Below are 16,150 nucleotides of genomic sequence, written 5' to 3' on the forward strand. Positions count from 1 at the left end.
TGTCACGCCTTTGATCGTTCGCAATTCGCTGACATCGACGATCAGGGCATTGGCCGTGCGATAAGGATTTTCCTGCTGCAGATAATATTGATCCTCTGCGCCGCGGGGTGCTGCCACCGTGTCGCTGTCAATCCAGTCAGCAACCGACTCCGCAATATCGGCGGCATCTCCGTCCAATATGCCCAGCATCACCATCAGGCTTGAAAATTGCGCCAGACCTTCTGGCCGCGCCGTCAGTATATCTTCCTGCTGGGTAACGAGGCTATTGATGTTGAAACAATTGCCTCCGTCGGCCAGCGATGCGGTGATAATCCCGCCCGGCACCGGAAATTTCTGTTCCTTGCCGTTCCAGCCACCAACATTGATTGTCCGTCCGGGAGAGGCGGATACAATCTGCTCGGCCGACTGCATCCCGATTGATTCCGCAGCAATCAGATAAGCCTTGGCCTGAGACAGTTCGCGCGCATTGGAAGCAAGCTTGGTGGCGCCAGCCAGGCGATCAATCCCGTGCGCCGCCAATATCGCAATCACCGCGACCAGCAACAATACCGTCAGCAACGCCGCTCCGCGTTCCTTCTCGGGCCCGATTTCCTGCAATTTGCTCACAGATAGCCCGCCCCGACCAGAAACAGATGCCGGTAGCGGCGGCCCTGCTGATCAAACTGGATTTCGATCGCGCGGGGCAATTCCGCCAGCCTTTCAGTCTCCCATCCATTCGACCATAAACCTCGCTTGTCGCGAAAGCGCAGCGCGAGCGAATCAACGTTCGAGATCAGAATCGCAGGCTGATCAATCGAACCGCCGTCGGTCGTCCGGTATCGCCATCGCTCCAGATTGCCGTCCGTCAGTCGATATTCGACCCGTTCCAGATTGGACCGGGCCGCGCCATTGATATTGCTTTGGCCGCCCCGGGTAAATTTCAGGAAAGCCGCCTCCGGCCCGCCGATTTCGCTGGCGAAGGCCGGCATGCGGTCACCACGATCATCGCGGAAGGTTCGTGGCAAAGCCTGACTCAAATCCGCTTCCATCAACGATACGAAGCGCTGCATTTCCGCCATTTGCCCCAGATTTTCTGCAGTTATCTCGTCACTATCGACGGCGGAGCGGAGCATGATCACCCCCGCCACCGACAACATCGCGAAAATGAACAGTGCCACCATCATCTCGACCAGCGTGAAGCCATTGCGATTGCAGGATATGGCGGCAATTTTTTTCATCGGCCTCGCTTATATTCGGATTGACCGAAGCCGCAAACAGCGGTTGCGATCAACGGGGATTCATTTATCGTGACAGGAGGTAGTTAGGTACAATTTTGGACGTTCATATGACAGAGGCCAATAATACATCGGCTGACTATCTCGTTGCCTTGGGAAAAGTGCAGCGTTTTCCGCGCAAGGAAATAGAATTATGCATTATCAAAAATTTCCTCGGTCCTGACGAATGCAGCAAGTTGATCGCGATGATCGACGAAAAACGGCGCCCTTCGGATATTGCCGATCCCAATGGTGACGATTATTTCCGCACCAGCGAAACCTGCGACCTCGACCATGCGGACAGTTTCGTGGCTGAAATTGACGCAAGGATTTGTGATTTTGCCAATATCGACAAGAAATTTGGCGAACCGCTGCAGGGTCAGCGCTATGCGGTTGGTCAGGAATTCAAGGCGCACACGGATTTTTTCGATCCCCATGGCCAGGATTTTCAGAAATATTGCTCCGTCTCCGGGCAGCGCAGCTGGACATTCATGATATATCTCAACGAACCGGCGGCCGGTGGCGCCACCCGTTTCACCCATTTCAAGAAAAGCTTCATCCCGGAAACCGGAACGATGCTATGCTGGAATAACCGCAATATTGACGGTTCGGTCAATAGCTGGACCTTGCATCATGGCATGAAGGTCCGAAAAGGGACAAAATATGTGATTACCAAATGGTACCGCGAACAGCCCTGGCCGTGGATAGGTTGAACCGATTGCATTCGATATGATGAAACTCAGTCGCTATCGGCCAGGCCCCGGCATGATGGTTTCCGCCGCCTTCATCGGCCCGGGAACCGTTACCGCATGCACTTTGGCAGGGGCAAATTTCGGCTTCGCGCTGCTCTGGGCCTTGGTGTTCGCCACCATCACGACGATCATCCTCCAGTCCTTTGCCATCCGCATCGCGCTGGTTACGCAGCTCGGACTGGCCGAAGCCATGCTCCAATCCGTCGCGTCACCGGTCGTCCGCGCACTGGCTGCCCTGCTTCTGATTTCTGCGCTCGTGCTGGGCAATGCCGCCTATGAGGCAGGCAATATGTCCGGTGCCGCGCTTGGGCTGGAAGCGATTAACGGTGGTCCATTAGCCTTTGGCATAGCACCGATCATCATCACCATTGCCCTGTTCGCATCAGCCATGCTGATATTCTCAAAACCCAAATGGATAGAGAATGTCCTGATCCTGCTGGTGCTGTTGATGAGCGTGGCCTTTCTCTTGACCTTTCTGCTGATCAGGCCGGACCTTGGGGCCCTGTTGCAAGGCTTTGTGCCATCCATCCCCGATGGCGGCCTGATGACCGCGATCGCGCTCATTGGCACGACAATCGTACCCTATAATCTGTTTCTTCACGCCGCCAGCGTGCGCGAACGCTGGGACGCAGAGCAACTGCCCGAAGCCCAGTTGGACAATACGATTTCAATCGGCATCGGCGGGCTGGTTTCGATGACGATATTGGCAACGGCAGCGGCCAGCCTGTTCGGTAGCGGCAAGACGATAGAAAATGCGGTGGATATGGCCCAGCAGCTCACCCCCCTGTTCGGCAGCATGGCGACCTTCACACTCGGCGCGGGACTATTTGCAGCAGGGCTAACCTCCGCCATCACCGCCCCATTGGCTACCGGCTATATCGTGCAGGAGATTTTCAAGTCTGCCAACTCGCGCAGGCCATTCCAGATCGGTGCCCTGATCGTGATCGCCTCTGGCACGTTCGCGGCTCTGCTCGGATATCGTCCGGTTGAACTGATATTCGTTGCCCAGATCGCCAACGGGCTGCTGCTGCCGATCATTGCGATTTTTCTGCTCCGGCTGGCGAACAACAGGAAGCTGCTCGGACAATATGCCAATGGTCTCAAGGCCAATATCCTCGGTGCAGCCATTCTGCTGATCACCACCGCTTTGGGCTTCCGGTTGATCGCGCGCGCTTTGGGCTTCTGGCCATGACATCCGTGATCGATCTGAATGCCGACCTCGGCGAGGATGACAGCCCGGCGGGCATCGCCCGCGATATCGCAATCATGGACATTGTCTCCAGCTGCAACATCGCCTGCGGCGGCCATGCCGGGTCGCCGGAAATCATGCGGACCATGCTGGCGGCTGCCAAGGCCAGAGCGATCGCGCCCGGAGCCCATCCCTCCTACCCGGATCGCATTGGTTTCGGCCGGGAATCCATCGATATCTCGCTCGCGGATCTGGAAATCAGCCTGACGGAACAATTGCAGGATATCGGGGCGATAGCGGCAGAAGTCGGGGTGACGCTGACCCATCTCAAGCCGCATGGCGCTCTGTATAATGATGCGCAGGATGATCCGGAGCTCGCCACCCTGCTGATCGACATCGCAGCCCGGACAAATCTCGCGCTGGTTGGCCTGCCCGGATCGCTGGTCGAGAAAAAAGCCAAGCAGCAAGGCATTGCCTATATTGCCGAAGCCTTCATTGATCGGCGGTATAGCGGCAATGGCAGACTGGTTCCCCGCAGTGAAGTCGGTGCCGTGATTGCAGACGAAGACCAACGCATTCAACAGGGCCTCTCTCTGGCAAAGGGAACCGCGCTGACCACGCAGGACGGAACGCCCCTGACGATCAGCGCACAAAGCCTATGCCTGCATTCGGACAGCAATGGGGCGCTGGAAACCGCAAAAAAGATGCGCCTCGCGCTGGAACATGCCGGGATCGTGATTGGGCCAGTCGGATAATGTCGGGTCATGACCCGATGATCCACATCTGTGATGACTGGATCAGCATCAAATTGCCCGACTGGAAAACGATTCTTGCAGCGCAGAATGCCTTGTCCGCAAGCAGTCATTGGACGGAAATTGTGCCGGGCCTCGACAGCATAGCAGTCCAGTTCGACCCTGCCCTGCTTTCACCCGATGACGCCGCCCGGATGGCGTCGGATCAAATGAAAAATCTGACACGCGTGGTCAGCCATTCCAGCGCCACGGTGGTAATTCCGGTCTGTTATGATGCGGCATTGGCTCCGGATCGTGAATATGTCGCCGAAAAACTGGGGATAGCGGCGGCGGCATTGCCGTCCTGGCATGCATCACAATTGCAACGGGTGGCGATGCTGGGATTCATGCCGGGCTTTGCCTATCTCGAGAGCGAAGAAGAATGTCCCGCCATCGGTCGGCTGGCCAGTCCAAGACAATTGGTCAGCGCGGGTTCGATCGGTATCATCGGCAGGCAAAGCTGCATCTATTCTTTTGACAGCCCCGGCGGCTGGCCGATTATCGGCCGCACACCGCTGCGCCTGTTTGATCCGGCGAAAAACCAGCCAGCCCTGCTTGCGGCCGGGCAGACTGTTCGCTTCCAGTCCATTACCAGGGACGCATTCGACAACTGGCAACGGGAGGAGAAGGCGTGAGCATGAAGGTTGTGAAAGCCGGGCTGCAAACGACTTTGCAGGGCGCGCCCTTTACCGGATCCCGGCATCTCGGCATGCCAGCCGCAGGCGCAGCCGATTGTCTCTCTCTGGCACTGGCAAATTTCCTGATCGGCAAGCCCTGTGGTGAAATCGCGATCGAAATCACGCTCACCGACGCGATTTTCGAATTTGACGAGCCCTGCTCAATCGCTGTTGTGGGGGCAGCAGAATATATCCGGATCAATGGCCAAGACCATCCCCAGCATCAGCCGCTGAAGCTCATGGCCGGGGACAAGCTTGATATTGGCCCGAGCCGCCCGGGATGCCGGACCTATCTGGCAATTGCCGCAGAAATCCATGCGGACGGATTGCTCGGTGGCCAGTCAACCTATCTCGCTGCGGGTCTCGGCGGCTTTCATGGCAGGGCCCTCAAGGCTAAGGACATCATCCCATTTTCTCAGGTGGCACCAGCCGTGGACCTCGATCGGATCACACCCCTGAATCTCAGGCCGCACTATAGCAATGACCATGTGCTGCGGGTTACCGAGGGTCCGGAAGCAGTGACAGCTTGTGAAGGGGTGATGGATGACTTGTGCCTGAGACCCTATGCTGTCGGAGCACGGGCCAATAGAATGGGCTTGGCTCTGGAGGGCGCGCCTCTCAAAACAGGCGAATCATCTAACATGCCAAGCGCTGCCGTTTTTCCCGGAACAATCCAGTTGCCGCCGAGCGGCCAACCCTATCTGCTCGGCCCCGACGCGCAAACAACCGGCGGCTATCCCCGGATCGCGCAAGTCATCCGCGCCGACCGTCATCTGATCGGACAGCTGGGTTCGGGTTCGCGGATTCAGTTTGTCCACATCACGGCAGAACGGGCCACAGAAATCCATCGGGAAAAGCTTTCCCTGCTGTCTTCCTGGCTGGGCCAGATCAATTTGTGGTAATATATCGAGGCTGTTCGACAGCCTCGATAAAGCTCAGCTCTTTTTGAGCGACAAACCACCAAAACGCTTGTTGAAGCGAGCCACCTGGCCACCTTGATCGAGCAGGCGCTGGTTGCCGCCGGTCCATGCAGGGTGCGATGAAGGATCGATATCCAGTTGCAGCGTGTCGCCCTCTTTGCCCCATGTTGAACGGGTTTCAAAGGTCGAACCGTCAGTCATCTGAACGGTGATCATGTGATAGTCGGGATGCGTATCGATTTTCATTTTCGGCTCCTGTACGGGCTGGTTACCGACCAGACCCGAAGCGAATAAATTTGACGGAAGCGGCGCATTAACCGCCGAACGGCAAAAGGGCAAGATTCTTTTGAAAAAGCTTATGCTGCCGGAGGGTCGGCGATCATTGCGGTAAAATTGGCCTCGGCCGCCAGTTTGTCGCCAATCATCGCCCGTCCAGAAAATTTGCAAACCCGCGCGCGTTTTTGCTCAAATTTCACGTTCAGGGACAACAAGCACCCCGGTTCCACCGGCTGACGGAATTTCGCACCGTCGATTGCCATGAAATAGACCAGCTTGCCCGATCCAACCATGTCAAAACTTTCCATGGCGAGAACGCCGGCTGCCTGAGCCAGCGCCTCGACAATCATCACACCGGGCATGATCGGTCGACCCGGGAAATGTCCCTGAAAAAAACCTTCGTTCATGGTGACGGCCTTGATCGCCCGAATGGACTCGTTCTTCACGAGCTCTTCCACCCGGTCGACCAGAAGCATGGGATAGCGGTGCGGCAGCACCGCCATCACCCTGGTTACATCATAGTTGAGAGTTTCGGTCATCGACAGTCAACTAGCGACTGGCTGGCTGGGCCGCCGGTGGCTGTTGCTGCTGCTGGGCAGCCTGATTACGCGCACTTGCTACAAGCAATTGCTGCAGCTGCTGATGGAGTGACACAGTGTTGCGCTGTGGCTGCCAATCTGCTGGCGGCGTGGTACTGACGGTCGGTACTCTTATATCCAAAGCCGCCGTGATATCATCGGTGACATCTGTCTGCGGCGGTGCATAAATAAACGCATCGGGGCTCAGAATAACGCCGATTTTCTTGCTCGTGACTACCTGCTGCTGGGCATTGGAATATTCGTTAAAAATACTCTCAATCGCGAACATCTGGGCCTTGATTGCCGGAGTTTGCAGTTTCTGGATTTCTTCTTCTTCCGTCTGCATGCTCTGCAAAACAGGGCTTTTAGCTTTCACAGCCGCATCGAGTTCTTCCTGCGTCAGTTGCTTGTTATTGTCCGTGTCCAGCTGTGCACGCAGTCCGTTCAGGGTCTTGTTGCGCGCATCAATCTGGTCAAAATAGGACTTATATTGCGTGCCGATCTGCGAATAGGCAGCCGAGAAAGCTTTCGTCTTGGCAATGGCAACTGTTGGATTCGCCGTAGCGATACCGGAAACCTGAGCGGTTGCCGCAGAACCAAAAGCCAATGGCGCAGCGGTAACGGCGAGAACGGTGAGTGCGGTTTTGAAAAAACGTGTCATCAGAATTGTGTTCCTACGTTGAAAGTGAAAAGTTTGGTATCATCGCCTGGCTCTTTTAACAGCGCCTTGGCTATGTCGATCCTGAATGGACCAAATGGTGAATTCCAGTTTACGCCGAACCCTACCGATAAGCGCGGGCTTGGAGAATCACCGAAGAAGCGCTCGACGAAGTTGGTTGCAATAGGATTTGGATTGCCATTGGCATCAACCGAATCAAGAGTGACCGTTGCATTGCCATCGCCGTCTACCGTCAAATATTCCGGAGCAACGCCAATTGCATTCCCAGCGGTATCAAAAATCGTCCGTTGCCGCTGAGTCTGCAAATCAGTGAGCAGCAATGGCTGTGTAACTTTAAATACTGCTCCAACATCAACAAATATGGAAGGCCGCAAACCCAGTTCGCGCGCGCCCGATCCCAGCGGGATTTCAAGTTCAGCACGGCCGAGATAATAAGCGCGGCCGCCAATGGCGTCATCGGTCTGACGGCCATTGGTCACTTCCACAATCTCGTTGATCGGATTACCATTGGTATCGAGCCCCGGGATCGTTGACGAACGGACAACGCGTGGTCCGACACCGCGAATATCGAAACCGCGAATTTGTGGCTCACCCAGGAAAAAACGGTCTGTCAGCCGGACGTCATCGATACCATCTCCCGGAGTCGAGGAACGATTTTCCAGCGAATGGATATAGCCAGCTTCACCACTGGCGGTAAAAATAAAGTCGCCCAGAACACGCCAGTGCTTGGAGCCATTCAAACGGCCCCGGATATATTTGACACTGCCGCCCAAGCCGGCAAAATCGATGCTGCCGACGAGAGACTGTCCCCGGGTTGGCCGGACACGATTGTCACGGTCATCATATATCAATGACGCACCAATCGAAGAGGTCGTGCGATTGCCCAGAGCATCGCAAAGGAAACGCCCTGCGATTATCGGGTCGCAGGCATCATCAGGGCTATTCCCTCTTATCCCGTCACCATTGATATCCGAGAAGAACAGGGTTGGTTCCAGCGTCACGTCATCCTGGCTGAGGCCATAGCGGAATGAAGCGGACAGATATTCCGTAATCGGGACACCGGAACGGATTTGGAAACCCGTGGTAAGCTGCTCAAAGGTGGTTTCGCGATTATTGTTGACGAAATTGAAGCTGTTCAAGTCACGACGGAACACATCCGCGCCGATCGCGATATTCCGGTCGAACAGATAGGGTTCGGTAAAACCGAGCTCGATCGATTGCGAGAAGCTTGAATAGCTGACGCTCGTGCGCAATTCCTGGCCTTTGCCGCGGAAGTTGCGTTGCCGCACGGAGGCTTGGAGAATGAAATTCTCGACGCTGGAAAAACCAGCGGAAAGCTGCAATTCGCCGGTCGCCTTTTCTTCAACATTGGCTTCCAATATGATGCGATCCGGCGCGCTGCCCTGCTTCTGTTCAATTTCCAGATCTTCCTGGAAAAATCCCAGCGATTTAATCCGGTTGGCCGAACGTTTGACCTGGAAGCTGTTGAACGCATCGCCTTCGTTCAAACGAAATTCCCGGCGCACGACCTTGTCCTGGGTCAATGTATTCCCGTTGATGTCGATCCGCTCGACATAAACGCGATCACTTTCCGCAACCTGGAACAGGATATCCATGGTCAGCGTTTCTTTGTTCCGCGTAAATTGCGGGCGGACATCGGCAAAAGCATATCCGAAAAGTCCGGCGGTTTCTGAAAGGCGCTCGACCGTGTCTTCCACCTGTTTGGCGTTATAGAAATCTCCAGCTTTCATCGGCAGCTGTGGGGTCAGGAATTCTGGGGTGAAATCGCGAATATCGCTTTCGACGGTCACGTCGCCAAACTTATATCGATCACCTTCTTCTACCACATAAGTGATGATAAAATCGCGCTTGTCCGGTGTGAGCTCGGCCACGGCGGAGATAACGCGAAAATCGGCATAGCCTTCTGTCAAATAGAACTGACGCAGTTTTTGCTGGTCAAATGCGAGACGATCCGGATCATAAGTATCGCTGGAGCTGAAGAAACGATAAAAGCGCGATTGCTTGGTAACCATTTCTCCGCGCAGCTTGCCGTCGGAAAATTCTTCGTTGCCAAGGATGTTGATCTGCTGAACCTTGGACTTCGGCCCTTCGTTGATCTCGAAAACAATATCGACGCGATTCTGGTCCAGTTGCACCATTTTCGGTTCGACGTTCGCCGCGAAACGGCCCTTGCGCTTATATAGCTCGACGATTCGAGCCACATCGGCCCGGACTTTTGAGCGCGTAAATATCTGTCGCGGAGCCAGCCGGATCTCAGGATAGATTTTATCTTCCTTGATCCGCTTGTTGCCTTCCAGCAAGATGCGATTGATCACCGGGTTCTCGACTACCTCGATAATCACCGCACCCTGGTCGTTCCGGATACTGACATCCTTGAACAATTCCGTTTCGAACAGATCCTTCAGGGCCTGGTCGGCAGATTCCTGAGTGTAGGTCTGCCCGATGCGCAATTTCATGTAGGACAAGACTGTGGTCGGCTCCAGTCGCTGGGCACCCTCGACCACAATTGATCGTATCGTGTCATCTGCCGGAACCACAGGCGCGGCTTGCGCCGCTTCCTGCGCTTGCGCCTGCGAAGAAACCGCCGTGCCACCCAAAATAGTGCCACACATTAACAAGGGTAGAAGCCGCTTTTTATGATTCACAGACAAACTCGCTTTCACACCATAAACCAAAATAAAATGAACTTGGCACCAAGCACCAACTTCGCCAACCCCCTGCCCCAATGCAGCGTGTCAATCAATGGTCAATCAGCCAGAGATAGCCCCGAACAGGCCAAATGACGATAAATCGTTAAATGTCACCACCAGCATGAACACCATGACCAGTGCCAGTCCGGACCGGAAAGCCCATTCCTGCACTTTTGGACTAGCTGGCTTTCTCCGCACCGCTTCAATTGCATAGAACATCAGATGCCCTCCATCGAGCATCGGGATTGGCAGCAGGTTGATGAACCCCAAGTTAATTGAGATCAGTGCGACAAAAAGAATGAAGCTTTCCAGACCCAGCTTGAACTGTTCACCGGAAACCTGAGCAATTTTAAGCGGTCCGCCAAGCTCTTTTATCGAACGCTTGCCGGTAATCACCTGACCAAGAGTGGTCGTGATTTGATCCACGATGCCGATGGTTTTTTCTACCGCAACAGCGGGCGCCTCAAGCGGACTGACTTCTCGCCATTCCACTTTACTGGATGACATTCCCAACAATCCAAGCCGATATTCGTTACCGAATCTGTCGTTCAAGATATGGACGCCGATCTTGCCCTGCTTGGTGACCTGCTGGCCGTCCCGCTCATAGACAATTTCAACATTCTGATCGGGAATCAGCATTATTTTCTGCCGCAGATCGTCAAACAGTTCAATATTCTCTCCGTCGACGGATATGATCCGGTCTCCGGATTTCATGCCAATCGCGGCTGCGGTTGAATTGGGAGAAATTTCTTGCGCAACCGGCAGGGTTGCACTGGTGCCATAGGCGATGACAAAGCCCATGATGATCAAAATGGCAAAGAGGAAATTGATTGCCGGTCCGGCGAAAACAATCGCCGTGCGCTGCCACAGTGACTTGGACTGGAAGGTTTGGTTGCGTTCGGCGGCAGGCAGGCTGAGCCAATCTTTGCTCTTCGTGCCGGACGGGTCCATATCGCCGGCAAACTGGACATAGCCACCCAGCGGCAACAGGCAGATTTTCCAGCGGGTCCCGCGCTTGTCGGTCCATCCGGCGATTTCCTTGCCAAAGCCAATGGCAAAGGTTTCCGCCTTGACGCCACACCAGCGGCCAACCAGATAATGCCCCATTTCGTGCACGAAGACGAGCACGCCAATGACGATCAGAAACGCAAAAAGCGTAAGCAGAATACCGGGATTGTCCGTCAAACCTTCAATTCCTCGACCAGTTGCTCGGTCCGAACGCGCGTTTCTTTGTCTATGGCAAAAATATCGGCCAATGCGCTCGGTTCCGGCGGGCTATAACTATCTAACAACCGCGTTACAATCTCTGTGATGTCCAGAAACTGAACCGCACTATTGAGAAATGCGGCAACGGCTACTTCATTGGCCGCATTGAGCATCGCTGGCTGTGCGCCACCGGCCATGATTGCGGCTCTGGCAATCCTGGTCGCCGGGAAGCGGTCTTCATCGGGACGTTCGAATTCGAGCTTTCCAATATCTGCCAAATTGAGCGGTTCGCAATTGGTGGTCATCCGTTCCGGCCAGGCCAGAGTGTTGGCAATCGGAATCCGCATATCCGGGGAGCCCAGCTGCGCCAGCGTCGAGCAGTCGTGATATTCGACCATCGAATGAATCACCGATTGGGGATGCACCAAAATTTCGATATTTTCGAGGCCGACCGGGAAAAGATGGTGAGCCTCAATTAGCTCGAGCCCCTTGTTCATCATGGTTGCGCTGTCGACCGAAATTTTGGCGCCCATGTCCCAATTGGGATGCGCAACCGCCTGCTCCGGCGTAACAACTGCCATCTGTTCGCGCGTCCATGTCCGAAACGGGCCGCCGCTAGCGGTCAGGGTGATCTTGCGAACCTGATCGATCCGTCCGCCCTGCAGAGCCTGGAATATCGCATTATGCTCCGAATCGACCGGCAGCAATGTCGCACCGGCTTTTCGCGCTTCGGTGATCATCAACGCGCCGGCCGAGACCAGCGCTTCCTTATTGGCCAGCGCGACCGTCTTGCCGCAGCGCAAAGCTTCGAGCGTCGGCGGCAGTCCCGCGCAACCGACGATCGCAGCCATTGTCCAGTCTGCGCCCAGCGCTGCCGCAGCAATCAGCGCCTCCGGTCCGCTGGCGGCCTCGATCGATGTTCCCGACAGTTGCTGCTTGAGTTCAGCATAAGCTGAATCATCGGCCACTACCGCAATCTGGGCAGAAAATTCCTTGGCCAGAGCGGCCAACTGGGAGGCGTTGCCGTTGGCGGTCAGGGCGATAATTTCATATTGCCCCGGATGCTGACGGATCAGGTCCAGAGTGGACTGGCCTACCGATCCCGTCGCGCCAAATATGGAGATCGATTTTGTCATGACAGAGCGGACAGATTTTCGGCAAGCATGATCAGGGCAACGACCGGTGCGACCGGAATCAGCCCGTCGAGACGGTCCATCACGCCGCCATGGCCGGGGAAGATTGTCCCGCTATCCTTCGCCCCTGCCTTTCGCTTGAGCCAGCTTTCAAACAGGTCGCCCATTTGCGCCAGTACCGCCAGCGGGATGCTGAGCAGCACCAGATAGAATGGCAGCCCCCAATAGAGGTGCAGCACATAGCTTACCACTGCGGTCAGGGCGACGCCACCGATCAGGCCAGCCCAGGTTTTGTTCGGACTATATTGCGGCGCCAATTTGGGGCCGCCAATCGCCCGACCGGAAAAATAGGCCCCGATATCGGTGGCCCAGACCAGAGCAAGCGTCCAGAATACGATCAATATGCCGTTGTCGATTTCGCGTATATAGATGATCGCCAGCGCGGGAAACCCGGCATAGAACACGCCCGCAGCAAGCTTGAGCGACCGGTCAAAAACCGCAACAAACATCGCAGCACCGATGATCAGGCCGAGTGCCAGAAAAGATGCCCCTGCGGCCCAGGGGGACATGATCGCCAGTGGCACCGACAATGCGTACATCGCCAGCATCCGGTTTTCCTGGCGGCCCGTCAGCCTCGCCCATTCGCTCATGATTCCAAGCGCCATAAGCACGACAAGCAACCACAGGAAGATACCGCCAAAATATTCCGCCAGCACCGCAGCAACAATCAGAAGCACGCCCACAATGATGCGGGTTTGCAGTTCATTGGCTTTGCCGGGTGCCGGAGCAGCGGGTTCAGTCATGCTCAGCGCCCACCAAAGCGTCGTTCACGGTCGCCAAATGATTGCAGCGCTTTCTCAAGCTCAGCCTTGTCGAAATCGGGCCAGAGCGTGTCGGTAAAATAAAGTTCCGAATAAGCCACCTGCCACAGAAGAAAATTGGACAGGCGCAATTCCCCGGATGTTCTGATCAGTAAATCCAGCGGCGGCAGATCGGCTGTATCCAGCGCATCCGAAATATGATCGAGATTGATCGCCTCTGGCTCCAGTTCGCCTGCTTTCACGCGGCTTGCAATATGCTGGACCGCCCGGAGCATTTCGTCCCGCGCGCCATAGTTGAGCGCCACGGCCAGCGTCATTTTGCTATTCTGGGCGGTTTTTTCAATCGCATTGTCAATCATCGCGACTATGTCAGCATCCAGTGCCTTGTAATTGCCGATGACCTTCAACCGGACGCCATTTTTGACGAATTCCTCGATATCCGACTGAATATATTGCCGCAGCAACCCCATCAGATCGCTGATTTCTTCTTCCGGCCGATTCCAGTTCTCGGATGAAAAGGCATAGAGCGTCATGGTCTCGAGGCCCATTTTTCCAGCTACGCGGACAATATTGCGGACCGCCTCGACGCCTTTCTTGTGGCCAAAGGCGCGCGGCAAATGCTTGCGCTTCGCCCATCGCCCATTGCCATCCATGATGATTGCGACGTGACGGGCACCATATAGCGGGTCGGATATCCCGGCCATGGCTTGCGCCGGATCGGCAGCACCGTTCTTGGAACGCGCAAGCTTCACTGGGTCAGGATTTCCTGCTCTTTTGCATCCGCCAGCTTGTCGGCTTCGGCAATCATCTCGTCGGTCAGCTTCTGAACTTCGGTCTCGAGCCGCTTCCGGTCATCTTCACTGATTTCCTTCTTGCTCTCGTCGGCTTTCAGGTCATCCATGCCGTCGCGTCGGACATTGCGAATGGCGATACGGGCCTTTTCGGCAAATTGCCCGGTCAGCTTGGCAAGGTCCTTGCGGCGCTCCTCGGTCAGATCCGGGATCGGAAGCCTGACATTGGGACCGTCCGTCATTGGGTTCAGTCCGAGGCCAGCGGAACGGATTGCCTTTTCCACGGGCTGGACATTGGCCTTGTCCCACACCTGGACCGACAGCATGCGTGGTTCTGGCACGGATACGGTGGCGACCTGATTGAGCGGCATTCTCGAGCCGTACACCTCAACCGTTATCGTATCCAGAAGCGCGATATTGGCCCGGCCGGTACGCAGACCGCTCAAATCATGCTTGAGCGCCTCCAGCGAGCCATTCATCCTCTTTTGCAGATCGGCTTTGTCATATTTTGCCATTGCTGTTTCCCTTAAATATTTATTCGGTTGTTCCGACCATGGTCGCAGTTCCACCGCCACCCAATATGGTGGCGAGATTGCCTTGCTCCCGGATCGAGAAGACGACGATCGGTATCTTGTTTTCGCGGCAGAGCGCAACCGCACTGGCGTCCATGACCTTCAGATTGTCACTTAAAACCCGGTCGAAACTCAATTCCTCATAGCGCGTTGCGTCAGGATCGATTTTCGGATCGGCGTTATAGACGCCATCGACACTCGTGCCCTTGAACAGCGCCTCGCAGCCCATTTCAGCGGCGCGCAACGCCGCGGCCGTGTCGGTCGTAAAATAGGGATTGCCGGTTCCGGCGGCAAAGATGACGATACGGCCTTTTTCCAGATGCCGCACGGCCTTGCGGCGAATATAGGGCTCGCACACGCTCGCCATCGGAATGGCCGATAATACCCGTGTATCACAGCCCATCTGCTCGAGTGCATTCTGCACCGCCAGCGCGTTCATCACGGTTGCCAGCATACCCATATAATCGGCACTGGTGCGGTCAAAGCCTTTTGCTGCCGCAGCCAGCCCCCGGAAAATATTCCCACCGCCGACGACCAGACAGAGTTCAAAACCCGCCTCTTTCGCTGACTTTACTTCGGCTGCGATGCGGTTAACCGTTTCCGGGTCAATCCCGAATTCGCCCGAGCCCATCAGGGCTTCACCAGAAAGTTTCAGCAAAATGCGCTTGAACGCCGGTCGTTTCATGCAAATCCCATCCTGCCGGAATCAATGCCCGGCCCCAAAAACAAATATGGCGCAGACCATAGATAGTCCGCGCCATGCTGCCAAGCGTTACCGCCTGAAATATTCAATCTGCGGCTCGATTAGCCAGCAACTGCAGCGGCGACTTCCGCTGCAAAATCTTCTTCTTTCTTCTCAATGCCTTCGCCAAGCTGGAAACGGACATATTCCGTAAGCTTGATTTCGACGCCAGCAGCCTTGCCGGCTTGCTCGACAACCTGCGCGACGGGAGTCTTGTTATCCATCACGAAAGTCTGGCTGAGCAATGCGTTTTCCTTGGCAAATTTTGCCATCGCGCCATCGACCATTTTCTCGACGATATTGTCGGGCTTGCCGGATTCGGCAGCCTTTTCCTTGGCAATCGCACGCTCACGAGCGAGCAATTCCGGATCGAGGCCCTCTGCGTTCAGCGCCAGCGGGAATGCAGCCGCGATATGCATCGCAATCTGCTTGCCGAGTGGTTCCAGAACGTCAGCGCCAGCGGAGCTTTCCAGCGCAACCAACACGCCGATCTTGCCCATGGTTGGGGTGACGGCATTGTGAATATAAGGCACGACCAGACCGCTGGAGACCGCAACCGTTTTCATCCTGCGGATCGCCTGGTTTTCGCCGATGGTCGCAATATTGTTGGTCAACACGTCTTTTACCGTGCCGCCGGAAGGATAGTCGGAAGCGGCCAGCGCTTCGACATCATCACTGTTCAGACCCAGTGCGACGCCTGTTACCTTGGCAACAAAGTCTTGAAACTGGTCATTTTTGGCGACGAAGTCGGTTTCGCTGTTCACTTCAACAGCGACGCCCTTGGTTCCAGCGACGGAAACGCCAACCAGGCCTTCAGCCGCCGTACGGCTCGATTTCTTCTGCGCCGCAGCAAGGCCTTTGGTCCGCAACAGATCGACCGCTGCTTCGACGTCGCCATTGGTTTCGTTCAGTGCCTTTTTGCAATCCATCATGCCCGCACCGGTGCGCTCGCGCAGTTCTTTCACTGCTGCTGCTGTAATAGCCATTATTCGTTCCTCAATTTCTAGACCGGGAAATGTGAAATTGGGGCGACAAAAATGCCGCCCCGTTTATGTTTTT

18 protein-coding genes are annotated in these 16,150 nt (G+C 55.5%); 5 read left to right on the plus strand and 13 right to left on the minus strand.

Annotated elements, in window-relative coordinates; genetic code table 11:
- Nucleotides 1-606: type II secretion system minor pseudopilin GspK (gene gspK / locus V7665_RS01690; RefSeq protein WP_335662801.1), on the minus strand; the 606-nt coding region annotated here is incomplete at its 3' end.
- A complete protein-coding gene (gene gspJ / locus V7665_RS01695) occupies nt 603-1,217 on the minus strand; it encodes a type II secretion system minor pseudopilin GspJ (RefSeq protein WP_335662802.1) in 615 nt (204 codons plus the stop codon). The genes gspJ and gspK, both read right to left, overlap by 4 nt.
- 107 nt (nt 1,218-1,324) lie before the next feature.
- Here gspJ and V7665_RS01700 point away from each other — a divergent pair, with 107 nt between their 5' ends.
- Genes V7665_RS01700 through V7665_RS01720 form a run of 5 tightly spaced genes read left to right on the plus strand, consistent with a single transcriptional unit; the run spans nt 1,325 to nt 5,564 of the window.
- A complete protein-coding gene (locus tag V7665_RS01700; protein ID WP_335662803.1) occupies nt 1,325-1,966 on the plus strand; it encodes a prolyl hydroxylase family protein in 642 nt (213 codons plus the stop codon).
- A gap of 16 nt (nt 1,967-1,982) precedes the next feature.
- On the plus strand, nt 1,983-3,197 hold the full coding sequence (locus V7665_RS01705) for an Nramp family divalent metal transporter (protein WP_335662804.1): 1,215 nt from the start codon (nt 1,983-1,985) through the stop codon (nt 3,195-3,197).
- On the plus strand, nt 3,194-3,949 hold the full coding sequence (gene pxpA, locus V7665_RS01710; protein ID WP_335662805.1) for a 5-oxoprolinase subunit PxpA: 756 nt from the start codon (nt 3,194-3,196) through the stop codon (nt 3,947-3,949). Before V7665_RS01705 ends, pxpA begins: the two co-directional genes overlap by 4 nt.
- Nucleotides 3,950-3,966: 17 nt before the next feature.
- Nucleotides 3,967-4,620: a 5-oxoprolinase subunit B family protein gene (locus V7665_RS01715; RefSeq protein ID WP_335662806.1), complete on the plus strand. Its 654-nt coding sequence runs from the start codon at nt 3,967-3,969 to the stop codon at nt 4,618-4,620.
- 2 nt (nt 4,621-4,622) lie between these two features.
- Nucleotides 4,623-5,564 (plus strand): biotin-dependent carboxyltransferase family protein, encoded by a 942-nt coding sequence (locus V7665_RS01720; protein WP_335662833.1) that lies wholly within the window; start codon nt 4,623-4,625, stop codon nt 5,562-5,564.
- 33 nt (nt 5,565-5,597) lie between these two features.
- On the opposite strand, the gene rpmE is transcribed toward V7665_RS01720, so the two are convergent.
- From rpmE to tsf, 11 genes are all read right to left on the minus strand, one after another.
- Nucleotides 5,598-5,828, minus strand: coding sequence for a 50S ribosomal protein L31 (gene rpmE / locus V7665_RS01725; protein WP_335662807.1), 231 nt, complete (start codon nt 5,826-5,828; stop codon nt 5,598-5,600).
- Between the two features lie 110 nt (nt 5,829-5,938).
- A complete protein-coding gene (gene fabZ / locus V7665_RS01730; protein WP_335662808.1) occupies nt 5,939-6,397 on the minus strand; it encodes a 3-hydroxyacyl-ACP dehydratase FabZ in 459 nt (152 codons plus the stop codon).
- A 10-nt stretch (nt 6,398-6,407) separates the two neighbouring features.
- A complete protein-coding gene (locus V7665_RS01735) occupies nt 6,408-7,097 on the minus strand; it encodes an OmpH family outer membrane protein (protein WP_335662809.1) in 690 nt (229 codons plus the stop codon).
- On the minus strand, nt 7,097-9,748 hold the full coding sequence (gene bamA / locus V7665_RS01740) for an outer membrane protein assembly factor BamA (protein ID WP_335662834.1): 2,652 nt from the start codon (nt 9,746-9,748) through the stop codon (nt 7,097-7,099). Before bamA ends, V7665_RS01735 begins: the two co-directional genes overlap by 1 nt.
- A gap of 138 nt (nt 9,749-9,886) precedes the next feature.
- Nucleotides 9,887-11,011, minus strand: coding sequence for an RIP metalloprotease RseP (gene rseP, locus V7665_RS01745; RefSeq protein WP_335662810.1), 1,125 nt, complete (start codon nt 11,009-11,011; stop codon nt 9,887-9,889).
- Entirely contained in the window at nt 11,008-12,168 is a 1,161-nt protein-coding gene (locus tag V7665_RS01750; protein ID WP_335662811.1) for a 1-deoxy-D-xylulose-5-phosphate reductoisomerase, read from the minus strand. The genes rseP and V7665_RS01750 overlap by 4 nt, the downstream gene beginning before the upstream one ends.
- Nucleotides 12,165-12,968: a phosphatidate cytidylyltransferase gene (locus tag V7665_RS01755; protein WP_335662812.1), complete on the minus strand. Its 804-nt coding sequence runs from the start codon at nt 12,966-12,968 to the stop codon at nt 12,165-12,167. Before V7665_RS01755 ends, V7665_RS01750 begins: the two co-directional genes overlap by 4 nt.
- Nucleotides 12,969-12,970: 2 nt before the next feature.
- A complete protein-coding gene (locus V7665_RS01760; RefSeq protein WP_335662835.1) occupies nt 12,971-13,690 on the minus strand; it encodes an isoprenyl transferase in 720 nt (239 codons plus the stop codon).
- A 44-nt stretch (nt 13,691-13,734) separates the two neighbouring features.
- Nucleotides 13,735-14,292 (minus strand): ribosome recycling factor, encoded by a 558-nt coding sequence (gene frr / locus V7665_RS01765; protein ID WP_335662813.1) that lies wholly within the window; start codon nt 14,290-14,292, stop codon nt 13,735-13,737.
- A gap of 19 nt (nt 14,293-14,311) precedes the next feature.
- Nucleotides 14,312-15,034, minus strand: a complete 723-nt coding sequence (pyrH, locus tag V7665_RS01770; RefSeq protein WP_335662814.1) for a UMP kinase — start codon at nt 15,032-15,034, stop codon at nt 14,312-14,314.
- A gap of 119 nt (nt 15,035-15,153) precedes the next feature.
- A complete protein-coding gene (tsf, locus tag V7665_RS01775) occupies nt 15,154-16,077 on the minus strand; it encodes a translation elongation factor Ts (protein ID WP_335662815.1) in 924 nt (307 codons plus the stop codon).
- Nucleotides 16,078-16,150: the final 73 nt, after the last annotated feature.

It is taken from the genome of Parasphingorhabdus sp. (assembly GCF_036964675.1).
Lineage (GTDB): Bacteria > Pseudomonadota > Alphaproteobacteria > Sphingomonadales > Sphingomonadaceae > Parasphingorhabdus.